This window comes from Bacillus sp. RCC_6_1, assembly GCF_041360755.1.
Taxonomy (GTDB): Bacteria; Bacillota; Bacilli; order Bacillales; family Bacillaceae_G; genus Bacillus_A; species Bacillus_A cereus.
Genome location: NZ_JBFUPV010000001.1, coordinates 151493 through 167557, shown reverse-complemented (window position 1 = coordinate 167557; position 16065 = coordinate 151493). Strand labels below are relative to the sequence as shown.

Sequence of the window (16065 nt, the reverse complement as noted above, 5' to 3'; positions counted from 1 at the left end):
GAATGCTAGTAGGTTATACAGAATGGCCAAAAGAATTTGCCGATCGTTACCGAGAAGCAGGATGTTGGCTTGGTGAAACATTTGGAGGAGTGTTAAGAGAGCGGGCTGAGAAATATGGAGATCGAATCGCGGTTGTAAGTGGTAAGAAGCATATAACATATAGTGAACTTAATAAAAAGGTAGATCGTTTAGCAGCAGGTTTACTGAATTTAGGAATAAAGAAAGAGGACAGAGTTGTAATCCAGTTACCTAACATTATCGAGTTTTTCGAAATATGTTTTGCACTATTTCGAATTGGAGCGCTTCCTGTCTTTGCACTACCTTCACATCGAAGCAGTGAAATTAGTTATTTTTGTGAGTTTGGCGAGGCGAGCGCTTACGTTATTTCAGATAAGGCTCTCGGTTTTGATTATCGAAAATTAGCAAGAGAAGTGAAAGAGAAAGTGCCAACGTTACAACATGTAATTGTAGTGGGAGAAGAAGAAGAGTTTGTGAACATAAATGATCTGTATATGGATCCCGTCTCATTACCAGAAGTTCAGCCAAGTGATGTTGCATTTCTCCAATTATCAGGAGGCACAACAGGTCTTTCTAAATTAATTCCTAGAACACATGATGACTATATTTATAGTTTACGTGTTAGCGTTGAAATTTGTAATTTGAATGCAGAAAGCGTCTATATGGCAGTTCTTCCAGTAGCACACAATTACCCAATGAGTTCTCCAGGGACATTTGGAACTTTCTATGCGGGTGGAAAAGTGGTATTGGCAACTGGTGGTAGTCCAGATGAGGCCTTTGCTCTTATCGAAAAAGAAAAAGTTACAATTACAGCGCTCGTTCCGCCATTAGCAATGATTTGGCTTGATGCTGCATCTTCTCGTAATGCCGATTTATCAAGCCTAGAGATTATTCAAGTAGGTGGTGCTAAGTTTAGCGCTGAGGTTGCAAAACGTATACGTCCTACATTTGGATGTACGTTACAGCAAGTGTTCGGTATGGCGGAAGGATTAGTGAACTATACAAGATTAGATGATCCGGAAGAATTTATTATTTATACACAAGGTAGACCAATGTCTGCACTCGATGAAGTACGAGTTGTTGATGAAAATGACAACGATGTACAACCTGGCGAAGTAGGTAGTTTATTAACAAGAGGTCCATATACAATTCGTGGTTACTATAAAGCCGAAGAGCATAATGCACGATCATTTACAAAGGATGGATTTTATCGCACAGGTGATCTTGTAAAAGTAAATGAACAAGGATACATCATTGTAGAAGGAAGAGATAAAGATCAAATTAACCGCGGTGGTGAGAAAGTTGCTGCGGAAGAAGTTGAAAATCATCTATTAGCACACGATGCGGTCCATGACGTAGCAATTGTATCTATGCCTGACGATTATTTAGGTGAACGCACCTGTGCTTTTGTTATAGCTCGCGGACAAGTTCCAACAGTAAGTGAATTAAAAATGTTTTTAAGAGAACGTGGTATAGCGGCTTATAAAATTCCAGATCGAATTGAATTTATTGAAGCATTCCCGCAAACAGGAGTCGGAAAAGTCAGCAAAAAAGAACTACGTAAAGTCATTGCTGAAAAGCTTATTACAGTAAAACAATAATAAAAACCGGAAGGAAGTGATTAGATGGCTATCCCATCTATTTCAGTATATAAAATGCCAATTGAATCAGAACTACCAAAAAATAAAGTGAATTGGACACCAGATCCGAAACGTGCAGTACTTTTAATTCATGACATGCAAGAATATTTTCTTGATGCATATAGCGATAAAGAATCACCAAAAGTAGAACTTATTTCAAATATAAAAATGATAAGAGAAAAATGTAAGGAACTTGGTATACCAGTTGTTTATACAGCACAACCTGGTGGGCAAACGTTAGAACAACGAGGTTTATTACAAGACTTTTGGGGTGACGGTATACCTGCTGGACCAGATAAAAAGAAAATTGTTGATGAACTTACTCCTGATGAGGATGATATATTCCTCACAAAATGGAGATATAGTGCATTTAAAAAGACAAATCTATTAGAAATTTTAAATGAACAAGGAAAAGATCAACTCATTATTTGCGGTATTTATGCGCATATTGGCTGTCTTTTAACAGCTTGTGAAGCATTTATGGATGGTATAGAGCCGTTCTTTGTAGCAGATGCAGTTGCTGATTTTTCACTAGAGCATCATAAACAAGCATTGGAGTATGCATCTAATAGATGTGCAGTAACGACATCAACAAACCTACTGTTAAACGATTTACAAAGTGTAAAAGATGATGAGAGTGAAGGAATCACTATACAGGAAGTGCATGAACTAGTTGCACAACTACTTCGTGAGCCAGTAGAGAGTATTGATATTGATGAGGACTTATTAAATAGAGGGCTTGATTCGGTCAGAATTATGAGTTTAGTAGAGAAGTGGCGTCGTGAAGGGAAAGAAATCACGTTTGCACATTTAGCAGAACGTCCAACTGTTGCAGGTTGGTACAGTTTACTATCTTCACAAACAGCGCAGGTGCTGTAACAAATAGACTACATAATAAAGGGGTAGTAAAGAATGCCTAACAGTCAAAAGATTCGTCATTCGTTATCATCTGCGCAGTCTGGTATGTGGTTTGCGCAACAATTAGATCCGCTTAATCCAATTTACAATACTGGGGAATATGTAGAAATAAACGGAAATATTCATCAAGAAATTTTCGAATTAGCTGTACGTAAAGTTGTAATGGAAGCAGAAGCACTTCATGTTCGCTTCGAGGAGGATGAAATTGGCCCATGGCAAGTTATTGAAGAATCACAGTTTCATATGCATTTTATTGACGTTCGGAAAGAAGAAAACCCTGAAGAAGCTGCTAAAGTATGGATGAAAAATGATTTATCTATGCCAGTCGATTTGAAAAAAGATACATTATTTACTGAAGCACTTATTCAAGTTGAAAATAATCGTTTCTTTTGGTATCAGCGCATCCATCACATTGTGATGGATGGCTATGGATTTTCACTTCTTAGCCAAAAAGTGGCGAATGAGTATACATCACTTATAGAAGAAACAAACAAGAATGAAAAGCCGTTTGGTTCTCTTACAAAAGTCGTGCAAGAAGATATTGAGTATCGTGAGTCTAAAAAATTTCAGGAAGATCGTACTTTTTGGTTAGAAAAATTTGCGGATGAACCAGAAGTTGTAAGCTTGGCAGAGCGAGCACCGAGAACATCAAATGGATTTTCACGAGAAACAGCTTATTTATCTAGTTCTAGCACGAAAACTTTATTAGAAGATATCAATATTTCGTTAACAAGTTGGCCGGAATTCATTGTCGCTGTAACAAGTATTTATATGCATAAATTAACAGGTGAAAATGATATTGTTTTAGGTTTACCGATGATGGGACGTTTAGGTTCTGTATCTATTCATACACCAAGTATGGTAATGAATTTAGTTCCACTTCGTATTACAGTAACTCCAAATATAACTCTTGCGGAATTATTGCAACAAGTTTCTAAAGAAATCCGAGATGTACGTCGCCATTATAAATACCGTCATGAGGAATTAAGAAGAGACTTAAAGTTACTAGGTGAAAATCAAAGGTTGTTTGGACCGTTAGTGAATGTTATGCCTTTTGATTACGGGCTAAATTTTGCTGGAAATCGTGGTATTACGCATAATTTATCAGCAGGACCTGTCGATGATTTATCAATAAATGTATATAAACGTTTTGATCAAAATGAGCTAATGATTCATTTTGATGCAAATCCTGAAGTATATAATGGCGCGGAGCTAGCATTGCATAAAGAAAGATTTATGAATCTATTTGAATTAGTAGTAAATAATTATGAGAAAAACGAGTCGATTGGAAAAATAAACATTACTCTGCCTGAAGAAAATCATAAAGTTTTATTGGAATGGAATGAAACGAAGGAAGACGATGAGTTAATCAGTCTGCCTATATCATTTGAAAAACAAGTGCAAAAAAATCCCAATAAACTAGCCATTACTTGTGACGGTGTAAACCTTACGTATAAAGAGCTAAATGAACGAGCGAATGAACTAGCACATTATTTAGTAGAAGAAGGAATACGACCAAACCAGTTTGTAGCTTTAGTATTCCCTAGATCAATAGAAATGGTAGTTAGTATGCTAGCAGTCTTAAAGGCTGGTGCAGCGTATTTACCAATAGATCCAGAATACCCAGCAGAAAGAATTAATTATATAGTAAATGATGCAAAACCAGTTTGTATCATAACACATTCATCTGTTTCATCTAAGTTAGTTATAGAAAATGATATGAAAAAAATTGTATTAGATGAAGAAGAAACGAAACTAGCGTTACATACATATTCTCGTATGAATATAGCATGTAAGAATGATGTATCACTTTTAAACCCAGCCTATACAATATATACTTCAGGCTCAACAGGAAACCCAAAAGGTGTAATTGTTCCTATGAGAGGTTTAAGTAACTTTTTAATGGCTATGCAACAAAAGTTTTCATTAAATGAAAATGATCATTTATTAGCAGTTACAACGTTTGCGTTTGATATTTCTGCTCTAGAAATTTATTTACCTCTTATTAGTGGTGCAAGTTTAACAATTGCGCAAAAAGAAGACATACAAGAGCCATCAGCATTAACGACACTTTTACAAGAAGAAAGAGTGACAATTATGCAGGCTACACCGACGCTTTGGCAGGCGTTAGTAACTGATTATCCAGAGAAGCTACAAGGGCTAAATATACTTGTTGGTGGTGAAGCTCTTCCAGAGCATTTAGCAAATAAATTAAAAGAATTAGGTTGCTCAATAACTAATTTATATGGACCAACTGAAACGACGATTTGGTCTACTTTCATGAACATTGATGAAGGTGAAAAGGGTATACCTCCTATTGGAAAGCCAATTTGCAATACAGAAGTGTATGTATTGGATGCAGGGTTACAACCAGTTCCACCTGGAGTTATTGGGGAATTATATATTGCAGGGGAGGGACTTGCAAGCGGATATTTAGGAAAACCGGAGTTAACAGCTGAACGGTTTATTGCAAATCCTTATGGAGAATCAGGGAAGCGCATGTACCGTACAGGAGATCTCGTGAAATGGCGTAGTGATGGTGCGTTAGAGTACATTAGTCGCGCAGATCATCAAATTAAAATTCGTGGATTCCGAATTGAATTAGCTGAAATTGAAACGGTATTACAACGACATAAAAATATTCAACAAGCGATAGTAATGGTACGAGAAGATCGTCCAAATGATAAGCGCATCATTGCGTATATCGTTGCAGAAGAAAAGGAACCGATTAATCTTTCAGAAATTCGTTCTTATGTTTCAGAAAGTTTAGCGAATTATATGATACCATCAGCATTTGTTGTGCTAGAAGAATTACCATTAACGCCAAATGGTAAGGTGGATAGAAAGAAATTACCTGCTCCTGATTTTAATGGAATGGACAATGAGAGGGTTGCTAGAAATCCGAAAGAAGAAATATTATGTGATTTATTTGCAGAAGTACTTGGTGTTTCTCGAATTAGCATTGATGATAATTTCTTTGAAATGGGTGGACATTCACTTCTTGCATCTCGTTTAATGGCAAGAATTCGTGAAACGTTAAGTGTGGAATTAGGAATTGGGAAACTATTTGAATCACCAACTGTTGCCGAACTGGCGAAACAATTAAACCATGCAAAAAGCGCAAGACCAGCTATTCAGAAAGCAAGTAGGCCAAATGAAGTTCCACTTTCATTTGCACAGCGCAGGTTATGGTTCTTAAATTGTTTAGAAGGTCCAAGTCCTACTTATAATATTCCGCTAGTCATTCGTATGAATGGAATATTGAATCGGGAAGCATTACAAGGTGCTTTTTATGATGTAGTTGAGAAACATGAAACACTTAGAACAATTTTCCCTAACGTATTAGGTAGTTCCTATCAGAAAATTTTAGATATGGAAAACTTAAATTTAGAAATGGTTATAACTAATACATGTAAAGATGAATTAGAAAGTGTACTTTCAGAGGCGGTAAGATATAGCTTTAACCTCGATTTTGAGCCGGCAGTTCGTTTGCAACTTTTTACAGTGAGTGAAAACGAACATGTATTATTAATTCTATTACATCATATTGTAGGTGATGGCTGGTCATTACAGCCGTTAACGAGAGATTTTACAGCGGCGTATAAAGCGCGATGTCAAGGTGACAGAGTTCAGCTGGAGTCACTTCCAGTTCAATACGCAGATTATGCACTTTGGCAACAGCAATTGCTAGGTGATGAAACGACACCAGAGAGTCTTATTTCAACACAATTAGATTTTTGGAAAGAAGAACTTAAAGGTTTACCAGACCAAATGGAGTTACCTACAGATTTCCAGCGTCCAATTGAGACGAGTTACCGCGGGGAAACAATTCATTTTCATATAGATGAAGGTATGCATAGTAGGTTAGTAGAGCTTGCACGTAAAAATGGAGTTAGTTTGTTTATGGTATTGCAAGCAGGGCTTAGTGCACTATTTACAAGATTAGGTGCAGGCACTGATATACCAATTGGAAGTCCGATTGCTGGAAGAAATGATGATGTACTTTCAGATATTGTTGGTTTATTTGTAAATACATTAGTGTTACGTACAAATACTTCAGGAGATCCAAGTTTTAAAGAATTATTAAATAGAGTGAAGCAGGTAAACCTTGCAGCTTATGAAAATCAAGATGTTCCATTTGAAAGGCTTGTTGAAGTATTAAATCCAGTACGTACTCGAAACAGCCACCCGTTGTTTCAAGTTATGTTAGCTTTTCAAAATACACCAGAAGCAACGTTTTATGTACCAGATTTAGAAGCGAGCCTTGAAATTCAAAGCGTCGGTTCTGCAAAATTTGATTTAACATTTGAAATTAGTGAGAGTAACGGGGGTGATGGTACTCCGAACGGTTTACATGGATTACTAGAGTTTAGTACCGATTTATATAAACGTGAAACGGTTCAAAAACTAATAGAACGATTCATTTTGTTATTAGATGATGCAGCTACAAATCCGGAGCAATCAATTGGCAGATTAGAAATATTAGCTGTAGCAGAGAAAAATACAGTGTTAGAAAAGTGGAATGGTGGTTTTCAAATTGCACCAGAAATGACATTGCCACAATTGTTTGAAAAGCAGGTTCATATAAATCCAAATTCTATTGCTGTTGTCTTTGAAGATAAGAAATTAACTTATGAAGAGTTAAATAGAAAAGCAAATAAAATAGCTCGATTCCTAATAGCAAAAGGGATTGGTCCTGATCAACTCGTTGCTTTAGCGATGCCAAGATCATTAAACATGGTTGTAAGCTTATTAGCTGTTCTTAAAGCTGGTGCTGGATACCTTCCGTTAGATCCAGATTACCCAGCAGACCGTATTTCATTTATGCTACACGATGCGAAACCATCATGTGTTTTAACGAATTCAGAAGTGGAAATTGAATGTAATGAGGCAATAAAAGTTTTAGTTGATAATGTAAAAGTAATAGCAGAGGTTGAGAAATATAGTGAAGACAATATTGATGAAGTGGAACGAATTAAGCCATTATCTCCATCACATATTGCTTACGTTATTTATACGTCAGGGTCAACGGGCAGACCGAAAGGCGTTATGATACCTCATCAAAATGTAGTGAGACTTTTAGGAGCAACTGATCATTGGTTCCAGTTTGACGGAAACGATGTTTGGACGATGTTCCATTCATATGCTTTTGATTTCTCGGTTTGGGAAATTTGGGGACCTTTATTATACGGAGGGCGTTTAGTTGTAGTTCCACATACTGTAAGTCGCTCGCCGAAAGAATTTTTACAGCTTCTTGTTAAAGAAAAGGTTACGGTTTTAAACCAAACTCCATCAGCGTTCTACCAATTGATGCAAGCAGATCGTGAAAATGAAGAGATTGGCCAAAAATTATCTTTACGATATGTTGTTTTTGGAGGAGAAGCACTTGAGCTAAGTCGCTTAGAAGATTGGTATAGTCGACATCCTCATAACGTACCAAAGCTTATTAATATGTATGGTATTACAGAGACGACAGTACATGTTAGTTATATTGAATTAGATGAAACTATCGTCTCTTTACGGGCAAATAGTTTAATTGGGTGCAGTATACCTGACCTTAAAGTGTATGTGTTAGACAACTATTTACAACCAGTCCCACCTGGAGTAGTTGGAGAAATGTATGTTGCAGGTGCAGGACTTGCGCGTGGATATTTAGGAAGAGCAGGATTAACGGCTGAACGCTTTATCGCAGATCCATTTGGCAAGCCAGGTACAAGAATGTATCGTACAGGAGACTTAGCTCGCTGGCGTAATGATGGGATGCTAGATTATATAGGACGTGCAGATCATCAAATCAAAATTCGTGGGTTCCGAATTGAATTAGGAGAAATAGAAGCAGTCATAATGAAGCACCCTAAAGTTGAGCAAGTAGCCGTTATTGTACGTGAAGATCAACCAGGGGATAAACGGTTAGTTTCTTATATCGTTGCATCAAATAATGAAGCGATTGATACGAATGAAATGCGTCAGTTTGCTAGTGGTAGTTTACCAGATTATATGGTTCCATACGCTTTTGTAGTAGTAAATGAGTTACCTTTAACTCCAAACGGTAAATTAGATAGAAAGGCATTGCCAGCTCCAGAATTTATCGCATCATCTTCTAGTCGTGGTCCAAGAACACCGCAAGAAGAAATGTTATGCGACTTGTTTACAGAAGTGCTAAGTGTACCTCAAATTGGAATTGATGACGGATTCTTTGATCTTGGTGGCCATTCACTCCTTGCAGTGCAGCTTATGAGCCGCATGAAAGAGGCGCTTGGAGTGGAACTAAACATTGGCACTTTATTTGCAGCACCGACTGTTGCAGGGTTAGCTGAAAGACTTGAGATGGGGAATGGTCAAAGTGCACTTGATGTGTTGCTTCCATTACGAGCAAGCGGGGATCAATTACCACTATTTTGTGTACATCCAGCAGGTGGATTAAGTTGGTGCTATGCAGGACTTATGAAATCTTTAGGAAAAGATTATCCAATCTATGGTGTACAAGCACGTGGTATTGCTAAAAATGAAGAACTTCCAAAAAGTTTAGAGGAGATGGCGGCGGATTACTTGAAACATGTTCGTGAAGTACAGCCTTATGGACCATATCGTTTATTAGGTTGGTCGCTTGGAGGAAATGTTGTGCATGCAATGGCGGCGCAACTACAAAATGAAGGGGAAGAAGTAGAATTACTCGTTATGCTTGATTCTTATCCTGGACACTTCTTACCAAATACGGAAGCGCCTACTGAAGAGGAAGCGTTAATTGCATTACTTGCTTTAGGCGGATATGACCCAGATAACATGGATGGTAAACCACTTACAATGGAAAGTGCAGTTGAAATCCTTCGTAAAGATGGAAGTGCATTAGCAAGTCTTGAAGAAAAGACTATATTGAACTTGAAAGAAACATATGTAAATTCAGTAGGGTTGTTAGGGAAATATGTACCGAAAGTTTATAACGGAGATATCTTATTCTTTAGATCTACTGTTATACCAGACTGGTTTGATCCTATTTCTCCAAATACGTGGCTAAATTATTTAGACGGGCAAATTGTGCAGCACGATATTGATTGTAGACATAAAGATCTATGTCAGCCAGGTCCACTTACGGAAATTGGGCAAGTATTAGCGAAATATTTGCAGAATAAGAAAGGGGTAAGTAGAGTATGACGAATCCATTTGAAAATGATAATTACACATATAAAGTATTAATAAATGAGGAGGGCCAGTATTCTCTCTGGCCTGCTTTTCTCGATGTACCTATTGGCTGGAATGTCGTATATGAAGAAGCTAGTAGGCAGAGCTGCTTAGAATATGTTGAATATAACTGGAAAGATTTGAATCCACAAGGTAATCAAGTTCGCGAAAAAACATTAGTAGGAAAACGATAATGAAAGAAAAACTAAATCCAAAAGTAGTTGTAAGTATCGTTTATATAACTGCGATGTTTATGGCTGCGATGGACGCAACGATTGTAAATGTAGCACTGCAAACGATAAGTAGAGAACTACAAGTACCTGCATCTGCAATGGGGACGGTGAATGTTGGGTATTTAGTTAGTTTAGCTGTTTTCCTTCCGATTTCTGGTTGGTTAGGAGATCGTTTTGGTACGAAAAGAGTATTTTTAATTGCTCTTTTCGTATTTACAATTGCATCTGCTTTATGCGGAATGGCTAACGATATTACTTCATTGAATATTTTCCGTATTATTCAAGGTGCTGGCGGAGGGCTTTTAACACCGGTTGGAATGGCGATGTTATTTCGAACATTTTCACCCGAGGAAAGACCGAAGATTTCCCGGTTCATTATACTTCCAATTGCTGTAGCACCAGCAATTGGTCCTATCATCGGTGGTTTCTTTGTAGATCAAATGTCTTGGCGTTGGGCATTTTATATTAATCTACCGTTTGGAATCGTTGCATTGCTATTTGGACTTCTATTTTTAGCAGAACATGTTGAAAAATCAGCTGGTCGCTTTGATTCGCTCGGCTTTATTTTATCAGCACCAGGATTTGCGATGCTCATATATGCACTCAGCCAGGGACCATCAAAAGGGTGGATTTCTCCAGAAATTATGAGTACTGGGATAGCTGGGGTTGTATTCATTACATTGTTTATAATTGTAGAACTGAAAGTAAAGCAACCGATGTTAGATTTACGCTTATTAAAAGAACCAGTCTTTAGAAAGATGAGCATTATATCATTATTTTCATCAGCTGGTTTATTAGGAATGTTATTTGTTTTTCCTCTTATGTATCAAAATGTGATAGGAGTTTCCGCACTGGAATCAGGACTTACGACATTTCCAGAGGCGATTGGATTAATGATTTCTTCACAAATTGTGCCATGGTCATATAAGAAATTAGGAGCTCGAAAGGTAATTTCTATTGGATTAATATGTACGGCGGTTATATTTGTTTTATTGAGTTTTGTAAATCACGATACGAATCCGTGGCAAATCCGGGCATTATTGTTTGGTATCGGTATTTTCTTAGGCCAATCTGTCGGTGCGGTTCAATTTTCTGCCTTTAACAATATCACGCCGCCTTCTATGGGGAGAGCGACTACTATATTCAATGTGCAAAATCGACTAGGTTCAGCAATAGGAGTAGCGGTTTTAGCTAGTATACTAGCTGGTTTTGGAGGTAATAACGTTCAATCCGATTTTTTACCATATCAAGCAGCATTAATTGGGTCAGCAATATTTTTGCTCATAGCACTACTATTTTCTTTACGTATTTCCGATAAAGAGGTAATGTCAAAGAAGAAAGAAAAAACATTATCTGTATCAGAAAAAGAGAAAGTACTTGTCAATGAATAACAATATACGCATGCTTTCTTATGAAAATTGATATTCGTTGAATAAAGGAGAGTTTACATGATAGAAAGTAAAGTTGTAGATTCTATTCCAACTTTGAATGAGAATGATTGTCAAATATGGTGGGCAAGAATTTCAGATTTACAATCATGGCATTACAATTTACTAAATGATATAGAGCGAGAGAAAGCAAATTCGTATCACCATTCGGCAGATCGAGCTCGTTTTATAATAGGTTGCGTAATAAGTAGATTAGTTCTCGGTAAGATACTTTCTATGTCACCAGTCCAAGTACCAATTGATCGAATGTGCTCAGTATGTAAATTGCAGCATGGAAGACCACAATTACCAGAAGGTATGCCGCAATTATCCGTTTCACATTCAGGTGAGTGGGTTGTCGTTGCTTTTACAAAATCTGCACCTGTTGGCATAGATGTAGAACAAATGAATCCAAATGTAGATGTTATGAAAATGGCAGAAGGTGTATTAACAGACATTGAAATAGCGCAAGTTATGAAACTGCCAAATAAACAGAAAATAGAAGGTTTTTTAACATATTGGACTCGAAAAGAAGCGGTGCTGAAAGCGACAGGTGAAGGACTAATGATTCCGCCAGTACATATTACAGTATCAGCTCCAAATGATCCTCCAAACTTGTTGGTTTTTAAGGATAGACAAGAGTTAGCAAGTAATACAATGATGGAAGATGTAAGGCCTAGTTTAGATTATAGGGCCTCTGTTGCAATATTCAGTAAGGAAGTGACTGAAATTACGCAATTAGACGCGGCAGCACTTTTAAATCTTAAATAAAAAAATTATAGAAGAGGTGTTCCTCATGTTAGTAGCGGAAAATAGAAAGAATGAATTCACTTATAACGTACAAGCAATTAAAAATATTTTATTTTCTGGAGATACATCATCCATTCATGCTTTAGAAAAGCTTTTAAATGATACAGTTCAGTTTGATGTTCTTGAACAAGAGGCACTTGGTAGACAGTACATTCCGAAAGAAGCAAAGAATTTCTTTGATAAAGATGGAACATTTCTTTACCGTGTATCTAATGTTAGTTATAAAGGAAAGGTGTTATCTGAAAATCTAATTTTTGCAGACACTTCGTTTTTACCGGACGCAATAAAGAGTGAATTAGAGAGTGGAAATATTCCTGTTGAAAAGCTTATAGAAAAGATGGAAGTAAGAAGAAACGTATTATATGAAGGATATCAGCCATCTGGAAATATTATTGAATTGTTTGATGGATGTTCTGTTACAGCGAATGTGTATCCAACTAGAAAGTATCAAATTGTAAGTAACTGCAAATGTGTATTTTATATTTGTGAAGTGTATCATGCAGAGAATATAAAGCAATTGCTTAAATAAAAACAAGAAACCAGCCTATAAAATGGCTGGTTTCTTGTTTTTATTTAACAGCTTCTTTTAATTCTTTACCTGCTTTAAATGCAGGAACTTTACCAGCGGCGATTTGAATTTCTTCGCCAGTTTGCGGATTACGTCCTGTACGAGCAGATCTTTCGCGTACTTCAAAAGTTCCAAACCCGATTAGTTGAACTTTATCTCCAGATTGTAATGCATTAGCAATTGTGTCAAATACGGATTGTACAGCTGCAGAAGCGTCCTTTTGAGAAATATCAGCTGATTGAGCTACGTTTTTAATTAATTCTGTTTTGTTCATGTTTTCACCTCATAAAAAAATTTTTGGAATGAATGTTTTAGTATAATAGATAGTAAAGATAAAGCTATCACTATGATTAGAAAGAATACTATATAATTATGTTAATTTCGTTGCAAGAGACTGAATCCCTTCTATTATTTAGGGATTAATTAAGAATCGATGCATATAAAAAGCTTTAATATGAGGATGAGGGGGAGTATACGAATGATTTTTCGTGAAAAAAATGAGAAGGAAAGTATTTTAATTCGTCAACATGATCATGGTTTTTTGGCTGGAGAGATTGCAAAGCATATAAAAGAAGACTTTTTTGAAGATAAAACATATTTAAAAGAAACAGTTGATGCAATATATGAGCATGACAGAGGATGGATAGAGCTTGATAAAGTACCAATTTTGAATGATGCTAAAAATATTCCATATACATTTATGGATTGTCCAAGCCCATTACGTTTTGTTTTTTATACGATTGGATTGAATGAAATTGAAAATTCTAATCCATACGGGGCATTGCTTTGTAGTAAACATTTTTTATCATTTCCACTAAACGAGGAAGATGAAGAGATGATGTCATTTTATAAACATGAATTAGAACGACAAAAAAGAATTTTGAAAACGTTAACAAAGAAACAGTTTGCGATGTTCGATAAGCATTATAGATTATTAAAGTTTTGTGATGAACTTTCTTTATACGTATGTATGAATAAGCCTGGTGTCAAAAAGAAAGATGAAATTGACTTATTTAAAGATGGTTTTGAAGGAACAGAAATGTTTAATAGTAAAGAGGAGAAACTTATTCAAGCTGAATGGGTGGACGAGGAAACAATTCGGATTACACCATTTCCATTTCAAACAGAATTTTATACGTATGTAAAATATAAAACGATAAATAAGCATGAAATGAAAGAAAAAGGGATTGCAAAGGCTGATAGAGAATCAGAAATGAAGAAACAAACCATTCGTTTCATACAATAAGGAGGTAATATAAATTGAAAGATTATATATTAAAACAGTGTGATTATCATGCTTGGGCTAATACTAGATTATTCAATCGATTAAAAGAGTTACCAAACTATGAGACAATTTTTAATGAGCAGATACAGAGTGTATTCCCATCCATTAAGGATACTTTTGTGCATATTTATATTACAGATCAAGTGTGGTTACATATATTGCATGGTAAAAGTATGAATGAAGCAATACAAGACCGAGAAGATTTACGAAAACAAATTGAAACTAAATCGTTACATGAATTAGAAAAAATGTTTGAAAACATGGCAAATCAATATAAAGAGTTTTTAATTACAATACAAGATGTGAATGCTGTATTTGTTATTGAGAATCCATACGTAGGGAAATTAGAAACTTCGATTTTAGAATTAGTGCAACATGTCGTAAATCATGGTACATATCATAGAGGAAATATAACAGCGATGATTCGTCAACTTGGTCATTCATCGACAATGATGGATTTTGTACTGTATTTACATATGGTTAAAAAGCAGGGAGAGTAATATAGTTTGTAAGAAGGAGAGGCTTTAATTATAGAAGTCTCTCCTTCTATTTTATTCTGCATTCATGGTAGATCGACTGATTAAAGTTTTCTTAAGAAGCTTTATTTTCTTGTAATTGCTTAGCGTATTGTACAGCCTTATATGCATTGACTCTACCGTTTTTCCAGTACGTACCTGTACCACTAATTTTATCAGTAGTAGACTCAATAATTTGGCGGATTTGTGTATTGCTATATCCTTGATTTGCTAAAAGAGCTGCGACTCCTGCAACATGAGGTGTTGCCATAGATGTACCACTTAATGATTGATACGTGCTTCCTTTATATGTTGAATATATATTTGAACCTGGTGCTGCAACATCTACCCAGCTACCATAAGTAGAGAATGAAGATTTTCTATCTGATTGATCTGTAGAAGCAACTGCAATTACTTCGCTGTAATAAGCAGGGTAATTAGCTTTTGTATTTCCAGCATTTCCAGCAGCTGCAACTATAACAGACCCTTTATTCCATGCATATTGAACGGCTTGTTGTAATGCAGTACCACCATTTGGAGCTCCTAAACTTAAACTAATTACTTTTGCACCCGAATCAGCAGCTTCTCGAATACCTTGCGCTACAGCATCAAGAGTACCACTTCCTTGATTATCTAATACGCGGACAGCATAAATTGAAGTTTGTGGGGCAACACCAGCAATTCCGACGCTGTTATTCGTAAGTGCTCCAGTAATTCCAGCGCAATGTGTACCATGACCATTACCATCATCAGATGTATTGTCGTTATCAACATAATCATGCCCATAAATTACTTTCGAAGCCAGATCAGGGTGTGAGCCTTGAACTCCTGTATCAATAATAGCTACTTTTACACCAGGATCACTTCGTTGGCTATCCCAAGCTTGTGGAGCTTGAATCTTTTGTAACCCGTATTGATTATTAAAATATGGGTCGTTTGGAGTCCAAAAGGCGTGAACGTAATAATTCGGTTCTGCATATTCCACATCTGGATTATTTTTATAGCTCTTTATTTTTTCTTTTACAGTACCTTTTGAAAATTGTACGACTTCAAAACCTAACTTATCATCTTTAGATAAGACATTAGCTCCGACAGATTTATGAAAAGATTGCACATTACTTAAAGATGCATTTTGTTTGAACTTAACGATTAATTGGTTAGGAACATAATCAGTAGATGATGCTTCAGCGCTTGAAGTATTCGTGTTAAAGAAGAAACCACCAATAATAAATGACAAAACAGATAGGAAAACGATGATTTTGTTTTTCAAAAGATTTTTCCTCCCTTTTCTTGGATGAGTTTTTCAGTGACACCTTAATGTCGCATTCCTTTTCAACTATATAGTTAGACCATACGATTTATGACATTTATGTGAAAAACTTTTGAAGGAATAAAAAGGAGTAAATATTGATATAAATATATTTTTAATGATAGTAATTAAGTAAAAGAGGGGATGAAAAAAGGAACGCTCA

General features: G+C 36.1%; 11 protein-coding genes. 9 read left to right on the top strand and 2 right to left on the bottom strand.

Going from position 1 to position 16065, the window contains the following annotated elements; all coding sequences use genetic code 11:
- The first annotated feature begins 2 nt into the window (after positions 1-2).
- Genes AB6801_RS00740 through AB6801_RS00710 form a run of 7 tightly spaced genes read left to right on the top strand, consistent with a single transcriptional unit; the run spans position 3 to position 12754 of the window.
- Positions 3-1619 carry a (2,3-dihydroxybenzoyl)adenylate synthase gene (locus AB6801_RS00740; protein WP_370941022.1) on the top strand — a complete coding sequence of 539 codons (1617 nt, stop codon included), beginning with the start codon at positions 3-5 and terminating at the stop codon, positions 1617-1619.
- Between the two features lie 24 nt (positions 1620-1643).
- Entirely contained in the window at positions 1644-2537 is an 894-nt protein-coding gene (locus AB6801_RS00735; protein ID WP_001007253.1) for an isochorismatase family protein, read from the top strand.
- A gap of 33 nt (positions 2538-2570) precedes the next feature.
- The gene (locus tag AB6801_RS00730; RefSeq protein ID WP_097999397.1) at positions 2571-9728 is read left to right on the top strand and encodes an amino acid adenylation domain-containing protein; all 7158 of its coding nucleotides are present in this window, start codon (positions 2571-2573) and stop codon (positions 9726-9728) included.
- The gene (locus tag AB6801_RS00725; RefSeq protein WP_000184059.1) at positions 9725-9949 is read left to right on the top strand and encodes an MbtH family protein; all 225 of its coding nucleotides are present in this window, start codon (positions 9725-9727) and stop codon (positions 9947-9949) included. Before AB6801_RS00730 ends, AB6801_RS00725 begins: the two co-directional genes overlap by 4 nt.
- A complete protein-coding gene (locus tag AB6801_RS00720; RefSeq protein WP_000660192.1) occupies positions 9949-11379 on the top strand; it encodes an MDR family MFS transporter in 1431 nt (476 codons plus the stop codon). The genes AB6801_RS00725 and AB6801_RS00720 overlap by 1 nt, the downstream gene beginning before the upstream one ends.
- A 57-nt stretch (positions 11380-11436) precedes the next feature.
- Positions 11437-12186, top strand: coding sequence for a 4'-phosphopantetheinyl transferase Sfp (gene sfp / locus AB6801_RS00715; protein WP_000572997.1), 750 nt, complete (start codon positions 11437-11439; stop codon positions 12184-12186).
- A 25-nt stretch (positions 12187-12211) separates the two neighbouring features.
- A complete protein-coding gene (locus tag AB6801_RS00710) occupies positions 12212-12754 on the top strand; it encodes a hypothetical protein (RefSeq protein ID WP_000959126.1) in 543 nt (180 codons plus the stop codon).
- 40 nt (positions 12755-12794) lie between these two features.
- Here the strand turns inward: AB6801_RS00710 and AB6801_RS00705 are convergent, their stop codons facing one another.
- Positions 12795-13067: an HU family DNA-binding protein gene (locus tag AB6801_RS00705; protein WP_001043905.1), complete on the bottom strand. Its 273-nt coding sequence runs from the start codon at positions 13065-13067 to the stop codon at positions 12795-12797.
- 204 nt (positions 13068-13271) lie between these two features.
- Between AB6801_RS00705 and AB6801_RS00700 the strand changes: the two genes are divergently transcribed.
- Together AB6801_RS00700 and AB6801_RS00695 are read left to right on the top strand one after the other, a co-directional pair.
- Positions 13272-14039, top strand: a complete 768-nt coding sequence (locus AB6801_RS00700; protein WP_000577284.1) for a DUF3891 family protein — start codon at positions 13272-13274, stop codon at positions 14037-14039.
- Positions 14040-14053: 14 nt separating this feature from the next.
- Entirely contained in the window at positions 14054-14578 is a 525-nt protein-coding gene (locus tag AB6801_RS00695; RefSeq protein ID WP_000656270.1) for a DinB family protein, read from the top strand.
- Positions 14579-14669: 91 nt separating this feature from the next.
- On the opposite strand, the gene AB6801_RS00690 is transcribed toward AB6801_RS00695, so the two are convergent.
- A complete protein-coding gene (locus AB6801_RS00690) occupies positions 14670-15863 on the bottom strand; it encodes a S8 family peptidase (RefSeq protein WP_000790924.1) in 1194 nt (397 codons plus the stop codon).
- Positions 15864-16065: the final 202 nt, after the last annotated feature.